14 protein-coding genes are annotated in these 12771 nt (G+C 59.2%); 9 read left to right on the forward strand and 5 right to left on the reverse strand.

What is annotated here, in order from left to right; genetic code table 11:
* Positions 1-44 precede the first annotated feature (44 nt).
* Positions 45-863 (forward strand): DUF4892 domain-containing protein, encoded by an 819-nt coding sequence (locus ACZRMH_RS12365; RefSeq protein WP_464013632.1) that lies wholly within the window; start codon positions 45-47, stop codon positions 861-863.
* 74 nt (positions 864-937) lie between these two features.
* Positions 938-1987 (forward strand): AI-2E family transporter, encoded by a 1050-nt coding sequence (locus ACZRMH_RS12370; protein WP_464013633.1) that lies wholly within the window; start codon positions 938-940, stop codon positions 1985-1987.
* 1 nt (position 1988) lies between these two features.
* Here ACZRMH_RS12370 and ACZRMH_RS12375 read toward each other — a convergent pair whose 3' ends face one another.
* The 3 genes from ACZRMH_RS12375 to ACZRMH_RS12385 form a co-directional block, all read right to left on the reverse strand.
* Positions 1989-2459: an RNA methyltransferase gene (locus ACZRMH_RS12375; RefSeq protein ID WP_060696952.1), complete on the reverse strand. Its 471-nt coding sequence runs from the start codon at positions 2457-2459 to the stop codon at positions 1989-1991.
* Positions 2460-2625: 166 nt separating this feature from the next.
* Complete coding sequence (locus ACZRMH_RS12380; RefSeq protein ID WP_016781673.1) at positions 2626-3000, reverse strand: YajD family HNH nuclease; 375 nt, start codon at positions 2998-3000, stop codon at positions 2626-2628.
* A 52-nt stretch (positions 3001-3052) separates the two neighbouring features.
* Entirely contained in the window at positions 3053-3739 is a 687-nt protein-coding gene (locus tag ACZRMH_RS12385; RefSeq protein WP_464013634.1) for a spermidine synthase, read from the reverse strand.
* An 82-nt stretch (positions 3740-3821) separates the two neighbouring features.
* Between ACZRMH_RS12385 and ACZRMH_RS12390 the strand changes: the two genes are divergently transcribed.
* On the forward strand, positions 3822-4115 hold the full coding sequence (locus tag ACZRMH_RS12390) for a hypothetical protein (protein WP_464013635.1): 294 nt from the start codon (positions 3822-3824) through the stop codon (positions 4113-4115).
* A 611-nt stretch (positions 4116-4726) separates the two neighbouring features.
* Here the strand turns inward: ACZRMH_RS12390 and ACZRMH_RS12395 are convergent.
* Positions 4727-6772: a S9 family peptidase gene (locus ACZRMH_RS12395; RefSeq protein WP_464013636.1), complete on the reverse strand. Its 2046-nt coding sequence runs from the start codon at positions 6770-6772 to the stop codon at positions 4727-4729.
* A gap of 101 nt (positions 6773-6873) precedes the next feature.
* On the opposite strand from ACZRMH_RS12395, the gene ACZRMH_RS12400 reads away from it, so the two are divergent.
* From ACZRMH_RS12400 to ACZRMH_RS12425, 6 genes are all read left to right on the forward strand, one after another.
* On the forward strand, positions 6874-7368 hold the full coding sequence (locus ACZRMH_RS12400) for an MFS transporter (protein ID WP_464013637.1): 495 nt from the start codon (positions 6874-6876) through the stop codon (positions 7366-7368).
* A 34-nt stretch (positions 7369-7402) separates the two neighbouring features.
* Positions 7403-8179, forward strand: a complete 777-nt coding sequence (locus ACZRMH_RS12405) for a class II glutamine amidotransferase (RefSeq protein WP_464013638.1) — start codon at positions 7403-7405, stop codon at positions 8177-8179.
* Positions 8180-8191: 12 nt separating this feature from the next.
* Complete coding sequence (locus tag ACZRMH_RS12410; RefSeq protein ID WP_464013639.1) at positions 8192-8725, forward strand: DUF2937 family protein; 534 nt, start codon at positions 8192-8194, stop codon at positions 8723-8725.
* Between the two features lie 250 nt (positions 8726-8975).
* On the forward strand, positions 8976-9728 hold the full coding sequence (locus ACZRMH_RS12415; RefSeq protein ID WP_464013640.1) for a 5-oxoprolinase subunit PxpA: 753 nt from the start codon (positions 8976-8978) through the stop codon (positions 9726-9728).
* Positions 9725-10429 carry a 5-oxoprolinase subunit B family protein gene (locus ACZRMH_RS12420; protein ID WP_464013641.1) on the forward strand — a complete coding sequence of 235 codons (705 nt, stop codon included), beginning with the start codon at positions 9725-9727 and terminating at the stop codon, positions 10427-10429. The genes ACZRMH_RS12415 and ACZRMH_RS12420 overlap by 4 nt, the downstream gene beginning before the upstream one ends.
* Positions 10426-11343 carry a 5-oxoprolinase subunit C family protein gene (locus ACZRMH_RS12425; RefSeq protein WP_464013642.1) on the forward strand — a complete coding sequence of 306 codons (918 nt, stop codon included), beginning with the start codon at positions 10426-10428 and terminating at the stop codon, positions 11341-11343. The genes ACZRMH_RS12420 and ACZRMH_RS12425 overlap by 4 nt, the downstream gene beginning before the upstream one ends.
* A gap of 239 nt (positions 11344-11582) precedes the next feature.
* On the opposite strand, the gene ACZRMH_RS12430 is transcribed toward ACZRMH_RS12425, so the two are convergent.
* On the reverse strand, positions 11583-12761 hold the full coding sequence (locus ACZRMH_RS12430; protein ID WP_464013643.1) for a vWA domain-containing protein: 1179 nt from the start codon (positions 12759-12761) through the stop codon (positions 11583-11585).
* Between the last annotated feature and the right edge of the window lie 10 nt (positions 12762-12771).

The following is a 12771-nucleotide window of genomic DNA, read 5'->3' on the forward strand; positions in this document are numbered from 1 at the left end:
GTGAGGATGCTGAGCCACACACCATCATTCGGTGAAATACGCCGATGAAAATACCCAATCGTTACATTCTGGCGTTGGGCCTGAGCTGTTTGAGCCCCTTGCTTTGGGCCAGCGACGTACCCGGCAGTCATGACTTGCCGGATGTGCCGCGCCTGGCCGACGCGCAAATTGTCGATTACAGCGTCAAGCCGGATGTCGAGCGCATTTACCCGATGGGCTCGATCCGCAAAATCAGTGGCCGCCTGCGATTTGAGGGGCAGGTCAATAGCCGTGGCCAGACCACAGCTGTCACTTATGAGTTACCCGCCGAGCATTCCGCCACCGAAGCCTTTACGGCTGCCCGTGAAGCGCTACAAAAACAGGGCGCTGAATTGCTGTTCTGGTGCCAGGCCCGTGACTGTGGTGAAAGCAGCCTGTGGGCCAATGAAGTGTTCGGCAATTCCAAGCTGACAGGTTCTGATGAGCAGCAATCCTACTTGTTGCTGCGTCGGGCCGCCCCTGACCAGAACCAGCTGGTGGCCCTGTATGGCATCAATCGCGGCAATCGCAAGGCCTATCTGCATGTGGAACAACTGCAGGCGAGTGCCGACCTGGGCGAACTGCTGCCGACCCCGGCGACCTTGCAGCGGCAGTTGAAAAGCACCGGCGAGCTGGATTTCCCCAAGCTTGCCAGCGAGCCGGATGACCAGTGGCTGACCCTGATCTCCCGGGCATTGAACCTGGATGCAACCTCCAGGGTCAGTTTGACCGGAGCCAAGGCTTCAGCCTGGCGTGACGGTTTGATCAGCAAGGGCGTACGTGCAGCTCGCATGGAACTCGGTAATGAACAGGCCAAGGGCCTGCATATCGAGTTGTTACGCTAAACCTGCGTAAACGGCGGCTACACTCTGCGTAGTCGTCGTCTTTCTTTGTTTTCTGAATTTTCTGTGGAACACACATGCTCAATAACGATCGCCTGCTGGTGCAGATTCTGCTCCTGGTGTTGTTCGGTGCCAGCCTGTGGGTAATGGCACCCTTCTGGTCGGCCCTGTTCTGGGGCGCGGTGCTGGCATTCGCCAGTTGGCCGCTGATGCGCCTGCTGACCCGTTTACTCGGAGGCCGCGAGTCGCTGGCGGCCAGCATCCTGACTCTGGGCTGGATGTTGCTGGTGGCTGTGCCGCTGGTATGGCTGGGGCTGAACCTGGCAGACCATGTGCGTGATGCCACCACCTTCGTCAAGGATGTACAGCTCGAAGGCCTGCCCGAATCTCCGGCCTGGCTGGCTGGTATTCCGATCGTGGGTGAGCGTCTGGTGGGGATCTGGAACACCATCGACGAACAGGGCGCCGCCTTGTTACTGGCGGTAAAACCCTATCTGGGGCAGGTGGGTAACTGGTTGCTGGCGCGCAGCGCACAGATTGGCGGGGGTATTCTTGAACTGACCCTGAGTATCGTCTTTGTGTTCTTTTTCTACCGTGACGGGCCGCGGCTGGCGAGCTTTGTACACGGTCTGCTGGAGCGCTTGATAGGTGATCGTGCCGATTACTATCAGGAGCTGGTAGCAGGCACCGTGCAGCGTGTGGTCAACGGGGTGATTGGTACCGCAGCTGCCCAGGCGTTGCTGGCGCTGATAGGTTTTCTGATCGCGGGGGTGCCCGGTGCACTGGTGCTGGGGCTGGCCACATTCCTGCTCAGCCTGATCCCGATGGGGCCGCCGCTGATCTGGGTGCCGGCCACGGCCTGGCTGGCCTGGAAGGGCGACTACGGGATGGCGGTATTCCTCGGTATCTGGGGCACGGTGATTATCAGCGGCGTTGATAACGTGCTTAAACCCTACCTGATCAGCCGCGGCGGCAACCTGCCGCTAGTGATCGTGTTGCTTGGAGTCTTTGGCGGGCTGATTGCCTTTGGCTTTATCGGCCTGTTTATCGGCCCTACCTTGCTCGCCATCGCCTACAGCCTGCTGGTGGACTGGAGTTCCAGCCAGCAGAACAGAGACAAGGCCTGACTTAACCGAACTTGGGGCCGGAGCGGGTGTTGTTGCCCTTGGCCAGACGGTCGTAGAGCACCACATTGACCGTTGCGGCCAGGTTCATGCAGCCATTGGTGGGAATGTAGATCACGTCTTCGCACCACTCCAGCACGTCTTTGCCCAAGGAGCCGTCTTCAGGGCCGAAGATGTAGATCGCCCGGTCCGGGTGCGTGTACTCAGGCAATGAGCGCGCGCCCTCGACCATCTCCACCGCCACCGGAATACAGCCCAGCGGGATGATTTTTTTCAGGTCATCGATACCGATCAGGGGGATGTCTTGATGGACTTTCTTGGTATCAGTGATGAAATCGCGGGCGCGCTCGTAACGCTTGCCGGTGTAAAACACCGACGCAACGCTGTAGCAACCAGCCGCACGCATCACCGAGCCGACGTTTTCCGGTGATTTGGGGTTATACAAACCAATGCAGCTGTACCGTTTGTTTGCCACGTGCCCGAGCCTTTGCGAAAAAAAGACGCGAGTATACGGCATTGGCACAGGGTGGGCTGTTATCTGTAGTCGCTGCCGCAGGCTGCGATCAGGGGCGCGGCGCCATGCGCAATACGGGTTGCTGCGCTACCCTTCGCAGCCTGCGGCAGCGACTACATAAACAAGGCTACTCGTCTTTCTTCATCAACCCGGCCAACGCTGCAAACGGGTTGTGGGTGGCCTTGGCAATTTTCGGGCTGCTGGTGGAGCTGTCCGAAAAGTACTGCTGGTCGGTGTAACGCGAGTGCTCGTTATCGTGGCAGTACAGGCACAGCAGCTCCCAGTTGGAACCGTCCTGCGGGTTGTTGTCGTGGTTGTGGTCGCGGTGGTGAACTGTCAGCTCGCTCAGGCGCTTGCCGGCAAATTCACGGGCGCAGCGGCCGCACACGTGGGGGTACATTTTCAGGGCCTTGTCGCGGTAGCCCATTTCGCGGTCACGCTGGGCGTCGGCCAGGATGCGGTCCAGCTTGGCAGTGTGGGAGGGTGGGTTCGCCGAACTCATGGGTTCACCTTGTAGGACTGATGACGGTTATGTCGTTAAGTTTAGCTGTTGGTCAGCCTTTGATTTTTTCTGCAATCCAGATTGTATGCCGTGTGCCCTTGTTGCCGTGGGCAAATACCTGGACTTCCTCAGCCTTGAAACCGGCTTTGCGCAGCTTGTCGGAAAACTGTTTGTCAGCGCTGGCAGACCATACGGCCAGTACGCCTTTGGGGCGCAAGGCCTTGGCGCAGGCGCTCAGGCCGCCGGCGGAATACAGCCAGCTATTGGCTTTTTGGGTCAGGCCTTCCGGGCCGTTGTCGACGTCGAGCATGATCGCATCAAAGCCGTTGGGCTCGGCTTGCAGCACCTTGGCCACGTCTTCCATGCGAATCACGGTACGCGGGTCCTGTAGCGGGTTACCCGACTTTTCCCCCAGCGCGCCGCGATTCCACTCCACGACACCGGGCACTAATTCGGCGACCACCACTTCGGCAGTTTTACCCAGATGTTTGAGTGCAGAGGCGAGGGTAAACCCCATGCCCAGACCGCCGATCAGCACCCGCGATTGCGGGCGGCCGGCGACTTTACGGCAGGGGATCTCAGCCAGAGCGTCTTCAGAACCGTGCATACGGGTGTTCATCAGCTGGCCGCCGTCGCCGCCCTGAATCTTGATCACGAAGTCTTCGCCATACTCGAACAGGCACAAGGCACCGCCGTTTTCGGGGATCGGAGTGGTGTCGAGCAAAACAAAACGTTTCATGGAAATCTCATTGAAGGGGGCAAAAACCGCAGGTTACGAGTAGCCTGAGGGCAGACAAGCCGGTCTGGCAACGGAGTGATTGATGAAACGCACTATTCTAACGGTCATTGCAGGGGCTGCGCTCTTGATAAGTGCAGCCCAGGCAACGGAATTGACCACAGTCCCGAGCCCCCCCGTAACTGCGGCGCCGGGTTCACCGGGTACCGCCACGCCGACCCCGTATCCGCAAATCACCCCGCGCGCCGTGCCCAAACCGGTCGCGGGAAGTGGCAGCCTGATCCCGTTACCGCCGATCGATCTGCCGCAACCGCCCAAGGATCAGGCGCTGCCGGGGCTTGAGCCGAAAGACCTGAAGGGCAAGATACCGGCTGATTAAGCTGACTGCTGACTGCTGACTCTGTGGCTGGCTGGTGACGCGGTCTTGTCAGGAAAATCGGGTGGATGCCATCGCGAGCAAGCCCGCTCCCACATAATGATCCCGGCAAGGTCCGAATTTTGTGAATGGCGCAAAACCTGTGGGAGCTGGCTTGCCTGCGATGCTGGCGACGCGGTTTGTCAGGTAAACCGCAGCGATGCCATCGCGAGCAAGCTCGCTCCCACATAATGACCCGGCAAGATCCGAATTTTGTGAGCAGCGCAAAACCTGTGGAGCTGGCTTGCCTGCGATGCTGGCGACGCGGTTTGTCAGGTAAACCGCAGCGATGCCATCGCGAGCAAGCTCGCTCCCACATAATGACCCGGCAAGGTCCGAATTTTGTGAGAAGCGCAAAACCTGTGGGAGCTGGCTTGCCTGCGATGCTGGTGACGCGGTCTTGTCAGGAAAATCGGGTGGATGCCATCGCGAGCAAGCCCGCTCCCACATAATGATCCCGGCAAGGTCCGAATTTTGTGAATGACGCAAAACCTGTGGGAGCTGGCTTGCCTGCGATGCTGGCGACGCGGTTTGTCAGGCAAACCGCAGTGATGCCATCGCAAGAAAGCCCATATTCAAATACCCAGCACCTTGAACACAAAGCCATATTCCAGCGCCACGTCGCGCAAGCCCTGATAGCGCCCGCTCATGCCACCATGGCCAGCTTCCAGCTCGGTCTTGAGCAGTAGCAGGTTGTCGTCGGTCTTGGTGGCGCGCAGCTTGGCCACCCATTTGGCCGCTTCCCAATATTGCACGCGGCTGTCGTTGTAGCCGGCAATCACCAGCATTGCCGGGTAGGCTTGTGCAGTGACATTTTCATACGGCGCGTAAGCCTTGATTCGCTCATACACTTCAGGCTCTTGCGGGTTGCCCCATTCGTCGTATTCGGTGACGGTCAGCGGCAGGTCCGGGTCGAGCATGGTGTTCAGCACATCCACAAACGGCACTTCAGCAATCGCCGCCTTGAACAGCTCCGGGCGCTGATTGAGTACGGCACCGATCAACAGGCCGCCGGCGCTGCCGCCACTGATAATCAGTTGCTCGCTGCTGGTCAGGCCCTGGTCGATCAGATGTTCGGCGCAGGCGATAAAGTCACTGAAAGTGTTGTGCTTGAACTCCTGCTTCCCAGCGCGATACCAAGCCTCGCCCAACTCTCCACCGCCACGCACATGGGCAATGGCAAAGGCCACGCCGCGATCGAGCAGGCTCAGCCGGGCATGGGAAAACCACGGATCAAGGCATTCGCCATAGGCACCGTAGCCATACAGGTAAAGCGGCACAGGTTTGCCCATCACATCGCGTTTGACCACCAGGCTGATCGGCACCTGAGTGCCATCGGGGGCGGTGGCCCAGAGGCGATGGCTGACGTAATCATCGGCATTGAAAGGCCCCAGCACCGGGGTTTCCTTGAGTACGCTTTGTTCGCCGGTGGCGAGAGTCAACTGGCGTACTTGCGCCGGGCGATTCAGGGCCTCGTAGCGCAGGCGAATATACTGGCTGTCAAATTCCAGGCTGTCTTGCACATACAGGCTGTAGGCCGCGTCCGGCAGTTGCACACGATATGACGGCTGGCCGTCGGGGCGTATTTCGATAATTGGCAAGCCTCCCTCGCGCAGGCTCAGGCACAAAGCCTGGGCGTTGAGGGTCATGCCTTCGAGCATCACGCTGTCGCTATGGGCAATCAGCGGCTGCCAGTCATTGCGTGACGGTACCTCGCCGAAGGCGTAATACAGGGCAAAGTTGATGCCGTCCTGATTGGTGCGGATAAACCACGCCCACTGGCCTTCAAACAGACCGTGATCGACGCTGTAGTCGTGGTTTTCAACCCGTGGTGCCAGACAGCTGAACGGCTGGCGCGGCAGGTTGGCATCCAGTACCCAGGTTTCGCTTGTGGTTTTGCTGTTGAGCAACAGAATCAGCTGGCGCTCGGAACTTGAACGGTAGCAATGCAGGAAAAAACGCCCGTCGGGCTCATGAAACATCTCTTGGGCATCTGTCTCGCCCAAGGTATGGCGAAACAGTTTGTGCGGGCGATGGGTGTCGTCCAGTTCAGCGAAAAACAGGGTCTGGCTGTCATTGGCCCAGGTCATGCTGCCATCGCAGTCTTCAAACGGCAGCTCGCTGACAGCGCCGCTGCTCAGTTCTTTGACGAACAGGCGATAAGTCTCTTCACCACTGGTGTCCAGGCTGTAGGCCAGGCGCTGGTGATCGGGGCTGATGCTGAAGGCACCCAGGGAAATAAACCCGCCAGCCGCCAGGACGTTCGGATCCAGCAGCAAGTGTTCTGCATTCTCGTCGACCTGTTGGCTGTCATCGGTCGGGCGCGGGCAGCGGTAATGGCGGGCGTATTCGTCACCGGCATTGGTGCGGGTGTAATACAGATACGGGCCCCATGGGGAGGGCAGCGACAGGTCGGTCTCGCGAATCCGGCCCTTGATTTCCTGAAACAGCGTCTCGCGCAATGCGGCCTGGTCGGCCAATTGCGCCTCCTGATAGCTGTTTTCGGCTCTCAGGTAGTCCAAAACCTCATCGCTGTCGCGATTTTGCAACCATGAGTAGGGGTCATCCCCCTCGACCTTATGTGCGATAGGAGCGCTGTTGGCGTAGGCTGATTGGGTCATTAAGTGTGCTCTGAAATCTGCATGAAAAAGAAGTGACGCTGACGGCGTTGCAGCCGCACTGCCTAAAAGCCGTTATCATAGCCTCTCATTGCCTGCCGACCATGGATACCATGACCGAGAACGACTATCTGATCGCATGGGGCCTTTACGCCTTTGCCGCTTTGGGCTGCCTGCTCGTATGGTTTCGCCTGACCCGCTTTATGTGGCGCTGGTTGCGCGAACCGCTGCGTGTGTTAATGGCCGTGTTGCTGTTCAGCCCGACCATTATTGACCCGGTCAAGGAACAATTCGCGCCAGCGGTGGCGATTACCGCTCTGGATCTGGCCTTTAAAGTCGGCAACAACGCCTGGCGTGCTGTTTCTGACTTGTTGATGTACGCCATTATTGCGTTGGTCCTGTATGGGGGCTTTGTGTTGATCCGCTGGCCAATCGAGCGTGCGAGCAAAGCCCGCAAGGCGCAGGCCGATGCGACAGCACAGGCGCATGCACACGACCCGGAAGACGACCAGCCTTTCGGCTCTGCTGGCAATGACCGTTATGCGCCGCAAAGCGCGCAGCGTGCAGCGGCGCCAACGCGGGTTGAGCCGCGGTTGTAATTTTTTCGTCGAGCCTGAATGCGAGAGTGCGAGCATGTGTGAACTATTGGGCATGAGCGCCAACGTCCCGACCGATATTGTGTTCAGCTTTACCGGCCTGATGCAGCGTGGCGGGCGTACCGGCCCGCATCGCGATGGCTGGGGTATTGCCTTCTACGAAGGCCGTGGCTTGCGTCTGTTCCAGGACCCGGGCGCCAGTTGCGACTCCGAAGTCGCCTTGCTGGTACAGCGTTACCCGATCAAAAGCGAAGTGGTGATTGGTCATATCCGCCAGGCCAATGTGGGCAAGGTGTGCCTGTCCAATACCCACCCGTTTGTACGCGAGTTGTGGGGGCGTAACTGGTGTTTTGCGCACAATGGCCAGCTGGCCGATTTTTCCCCGAGCACAAGTTTCTACCGACCCATTGGTGACACCGACAGCGAAGCGGCATTCTGTGATCTGCTCAACCGGGTACGCGAAGCTTTCCCCGAGCCGGTAGACGTTGAACGCATCCTGCCGGTGCTGGTAGCGGCCTGCGCCGAGTTTCGCAGCAAGGGCGTCTTCAACTGCCTGCTCAGCGACGGTGACTGGCTGTTTTGCTACTGCTCGACCAAGCTGGCGCAAATTACCCGCCGTGCGCCGTTTGGCCCGGCACGCTTGAAAGATGTCGATGTAATCGTCGACTTTCAGGCAGAAACCACACCCAACGATGTGGTCACTGTGATCGCCACCGAGCCGTTGACCGAAAATGAAACCTGGACGCGCTACGAACCGGGTCAATGGAGCCTGTGGCGTCGCGGCGAATGCGTCAGCCAGGGCACAACCGAATAAGGATGGGCGTGTATGTTCCTGAGCTACCTGCGGTTGGTGTTGTTTACGCTTGGGCTGTTGCTGGGCGTGCAAGTGCCGGGGTTTATCAATGATTACGCCAATCGTGTCGAAGCTCATCTGATCGAGGCGCAGACTGGCCTGGCGGGGTTCCAGAACACTGCCAACCAGTTTTTCAAAGGCGATCTGCAAGCTCTCGTAGCTCATTACCAGGCCAGCGATGACCCGGTGTTCCGCAGCGATGCCAGCAGCCTGGGCACCTTGCTCAACCGTCAACGCCTGCTCGATGAGCAGTTCCAGGCCATGCAAGGCCCGTGGTACATGCGCGCCCTGCAAGTGGCCTATGCGGCTGACCCGGCCATCCGCGAAGAAACCTACAATGCTTACACTTGGCAGGTAATGCTTTCGCCAAGTGCCATTGGCTGGGCGATGGCAGGTGCCTTGTTGTTTTCCTTTATTGTTGAAGGTTTTTTCCGCTTGGTGGACTGGGTAGTGCTCGGTGGCAAACGCCAGCGCGAACGCATTGCCCGCCGCGAGCGCAGCTACTGATCCCTTGTTGAAACAACCCTCTTGATACTGGCTGGTTTTTTGTGGGAGCGGGCTTGCTCGCGATGCAATCGGCACGGTCTGTAAGGCCGACCGAGGTGATGCCATCGCGAGCAAGCCCGCTCCCACTGTGTTTGTTTAGCAATCAAATTTTTCTTATGTCCGAGTCCGGCTTTTATTAGTTGGACGAACGGCACGCGGCTGTCGAAAAATGATCCTACCTAATCTATAAAAAGACCACAGGAGCATCATCGTGAGCCGCCTGTTATTGAATTGCGACATTGGTGAGAGTTTTGGCAGCTGGACCATGGGCCTGGATGCCGAAGTCATGCCGTTTATCGATTGCGCCAACATTGCCTGCGGCTTTCACGCCGGCGACCCGAGCATCATGCGCAAGACCGTAGCGCTAGCCGTGACGCACAACGTGAAAATCGGCGCCCACCCGGCGTATCAGGACCTGGCGGGCTTTGGCCGCCGCTCGATGAGCTATTCGGCGCAAGAAGTGCAGGATTTGCTGCACTATCAGATCGGCGCGCTGGACGGTATTTGCCGCGCTCAGGGCACCCGGGTCAGCTACGTCAAACCCCACGGTGCGATGTACAACGACATGATGGCCAACCCGGCGCAACTGCGGGCAGTGATTCAGGCCGTGGCTGCTTACGATGCAAGCTTGCCGCTGATGCTGATGGCCACTCGCGACAACAGCGCGGCCCAGGCGCTGGGCGATGAGTTCGGCGTCACATTGTGGTTCGAAGCCTTCGCCGACCGCGCTTATGACAGCGCCGGACGTCTGGTCTCTCGCCAATTGCCGGGGGCAGTCCACCACGAGTCGGATGTCATTGTGCAGCAGGCCCTGACCATCGCTGCGGGCAAGGCGCTGGTTGCCAATGACGGCAGTGCTTTGCATCTGCATGCCAATACCCTGTGTGTGCATGGCGATAACGCCAGTTCGGTTGCCGCCGTGCAGCGTATTCGCGAGGCCTTGAATCAGCAGGCGCAGGCATGAAGCCGCGTATCGAGGTCGTAGCACTCGACTGCCTGATGCTGCGTCTGTTCGATGAAATCGCCGAAACCAATATGCCGTGGATGCTGGCCACCAGTGAACGGCTGCGTGCCTGTTTTGCCGGGCATCTGATCGATCTGGTGCCGTCTTACACCACGCTGATGGTGCATTACGACGGGCTGGCGCTGACCCCGGCCCAGGCCCGTGAATTGATCGCCCAGGCCCTGACCGATCTGCGCCCGGAAACCCGCAACCTTGGCCAGTGCCATGTGTTGCCGGTGTGGTACGACCTGAGCGTTGGGCCGGAACTGAACCTGCTGGCCAAGCGCGCGGCTTGCTCGGTCAAAGATGTGATTCGTCGTCACAGCGAGCATGAGTACCAGGTATTTGCTCTGGGCTTTGCCCCGGGTTTTGCCTTTATGGGCCTGGTTGAAGAGGCTTTGGCTGCGCCACGGCTGAATACGCCGCGCAAACGGGTTGCCAGCGGCAGCGTCGGCATTGCCGAGCGCCAGACTGCGGCTTACCCGGCGCAATCCCCTGGCGGCTGGAACCTGATCGGGCGTACCCCAAGTGCGCTGTTTGACCGCGAGCGTGAGGGCTACAGCCTGATGCAACCGGGCGATACAGTGCAATTCGCGCCCATTTCCCACGCTGAATTTATCCGTTTAGGCGGTGATGACACGCCTCAGGAGGCCCTGGCATGAGCCATTTATTGATTCAGGCCAGCACGCCGTTGTGCCTGTTGCAGGATGCCGGGCGATTTGGCGTGCGCCATCTGGGCGTGACCCAGGGCGGCGCCGCGGACTGGCTGTCGATGGCCTGGGCCAATTGGCTGCTGGGCAACTCACCGGATGCGGCGGTTATTGAAATCACCCTGGGTGGCCTGACCCTGGTCGCCCAGGCCGATTGCACCCTGGCACTGGCGGGCGCCGACCTTGCGGCCACAGTGGACGGCCAGGCGCTCAAGCCCTGGCGCAGTTTTGCCCTGAAAAAAGGCCAGACCCTGGCATTTACCCAGCCACTGAGCGGTGCCCGGGCTTATCTGGCAGCTCCTGCGGGCTTTGTTGCGCCGCAAGTATTGGGCAGTTGCGCCACCGTGGCCCGCGAGCAGCTCGGTGGGCCGGATGGCTTGGGTCGCGGGCTGGTCGCCGGTGATGAACTGAGTTTTGCGGGGGATGTACGGCCATTGCGTGAGTTGCCCCGCGAGTTGCAACCGGGCTTTAGCGCCAATCCGGCGCTGGACGTGGTGCTGGGAGCGCAAATTGGCGCCTTCAGCGGGCAAAGTACCTTCGACGCCTTCAACAGCCCGTGGACGCTGGACACTCGCGCCGATCGCATGGGCATTCGCTTGCTCGGGCCTGCGTTGGTGTATCAGGGCGCACCGATGATTTCTGAAGGGATACCGCTGGGGGCCATTCAGGTGCCCCCCGATGGTCAGCCGATTGTATTGCTTAATGATCGACAGACCATTGGTGGCTACCCGCGCCTGGGTGCCTTGACACCTTTGGCGCTGGCGCGGCTGGCCCAGTGTTTGCCGGGGGAGGGCGTGTCCATGCGCCCGACCACGCAGGAGGCGGCGCAGCGTCAGCATGTGGGGTTTATGCAGCGGTTCGGCTGAAATCCATGTGGAAGCTGGCTTGCCTGCGATGGCATCAGCGGTGCTTCAGCCAAACCCCACCGCCTGCATCGCGAGCAAGCTCGCTCCCACAATGTTCCCTGCCAAGTTTGAATTTTGTGGTGCCACAAAACTTGTGGGAGCTGGTTTGCCTGCGATTCAGACAACGCGGTGTTTCAGGTTAACGGCATTGTTGCCATCGCGAGCAAGCCCGCTCCCACAGGTTCAATGCATCATCTGTGTTACTTCGCCAAAAACCGCATCCCTTCTTCCAGCCCGTCCAGGGTCAGTGGATACATGCGGTCTTCGATCAGATCACGGACGATCCCGATCGAAGCCGTGTAATGCCATGTGTCCTTGGGATACGGGTTAATCCACACCAGCTTTTTGTATTTCTCCATAAAGCGCTGCATCCACTTGTAACCCGGCTCTTCGTTCCAGTGCTCAACACTGCCCCCGGCATGGGTGATCTCATACGGTCCCATCGTCGCGTCACCGATAATGATCACCTTGTAATCGGCGCCGTACTTGTTCAGCAGGTCCTGGGTCGAAATACGCTCAACCTGACGACGCTGGTTATTCTTCCACACCGACTCATAGATGAAGTTGTGGAAGTAGTAGTACTCCAGATGCTTGAACTCGGTTCTGCACGCGGAAAACAGCTCTTCGCAGATCTTGATATGGGAGTCCATCGAGCCGCCGATATCGAACAGCAACAGCAGTTTGATATTGTTGCGCCGCTCTGGACGCATCTGAATATTCAGCAGTCCGGCATCGCGGGCGGTATGGTCGATGGTGCCGTCGATATCCAGTTCTTCTGCAGCGCCCTGGCGGGCGAATTTCCGCAGACGGCGCAGCGCGATCTTGATATTGCGCGTGCCCAGTTCGACCTGATCGTCGAGGTTCTTGTACTCGCGCTGCTCCCATACCTTGGCCGCCTTGCCCTGGCGCGCTCCGGCATCGCCCACGCGAATGCCTTCGGGGTGATAGCCGCCCGAGCCGAACGGGCTGGTGCCACCGGTGCCGATCCACTTGTTGCCCCCGGCATGGCGTTCCTTTTGCTCCTCAAGGCGTTGTTTGAACGCCTCGATCAGCTTGTCCAGGCCGCCCAGGGACTGGAGCTGGGCACGGCCCTCGTCGCTTAGCGAACGCTCGAATTCCTTGCGCAGCCAGTCTTCGGGGATCAGGGCTTCAAGGTGCTCGTTGAGGTTCTGCAAACCATTAAAATAGGCGCCGAAGGCCCGGTCAAACTTGTCAAAATGGCGCTCGTCCTTCACCAGAATTGTGCGCGCCAGAAAATAAAACTCGTCCATGTCGGCGAAGGTCACGCGGTTTTTCAGGGCATTGATCAGGTCCAGCAGCTCACGCACTGAAACCGGAACCTTGGCCGCGCGCATTTCATTGAACAGATTAAGCAGCATGCTTATCGCC

It is taken from the genome of Pseudomonas sp. B414 (assembly GCF_055408445.1).

Excerpts from the sequence above, each read along its gene's own strand:
- ACZRMH_RS12365 (WP_464013632.1), top strand. The coding sequence starts at position 45 with ATGAAAATACCCAATCGTTACATTCTGGCGTTGGGCCTGAGCTGTTTG.
- ACZRMH_RS12370 (WP_464013633.1), top strand. The coding sequence starts at position 938 with ATGCTCAATAACGATCGCCTGCTGGTGCAGATTCTGCTCCTGGTGTTG.
- ACZRMH_RS12380 (WP_016781673.1), bottom strand. The coding sequence starts at position 3,000 with ATGAGTTCGGCGAACCCACCCTCCCACACTGCCAAGCTGGACCGCATC.
- ACZRMH_RS12385 (WP_464013634.1), bottom strand. The coding sequence starts at position 3,739 with ATGAAACGTTTTGTTTTGCTCGACACCACTCCGATCCCCGAAAACGGC.
- ACZRMH_RS12390 (WP_464013635.1), top strand. The coding sequence starts at position 3,822 with ATGAAACGCACTATTCTAACGGTCATTGCAGGGGCTGCGCTCTTGATA.
- ACZRMH_RS12395 (WP_464013636.1), bottom strand. The coding sequence starts at position 6,772 with ATGACCCAATCAGCCTACGCCAACAGCGCTCCTATCGCACATAAGGTC.
- ACZRMH_RS12400 (WP_464013637.1), top strand. The coding sequence starts at position 6,874 with ATGGATACCATGACCGAGAACGACTATCTGATCGCATGGGGCCTTTAC.
- ACZRMH_RS12405 (WP_464013638.1), top strand. The coding sequence starts at position 7,403 with ATGTGTGAACTATTGGGCATGAGCGCCAACGTCCCGACCGATATTGTG.
- ACZRMH_RS12410 (WP_464013639.1), top strand. The coding sequence starts at position 8,192 with ATGTTCCTGAGCTACCTGCGGTTGGTGTTGTTTACGCTTGGGCTGTTG.
- ACZRMH_RS12420 (WP_464013641.1), top strand. The coding sequence starts at position 9,725 with ATGAAGCCGCGTATCGAGGTCGTAGCACTCGACTGCCTGATGCTGCGT.
- ACZRMH_RS12425 (WP_464013642.1), top strand. The coding sequence starts at position 10,426 with ATGAGCCATTTATTGATTCAGGCCAGCACGCCGTTGTGCCTGTTGCAG.
- ACZRMH_RS12430 (WP_464013643.1), bottom strand. The coding sequence starts at position 12,761 with ATGCTGCTTAATCTGTTCAATGAAATGCGCGCGGCCAAGGTTCCGGTT.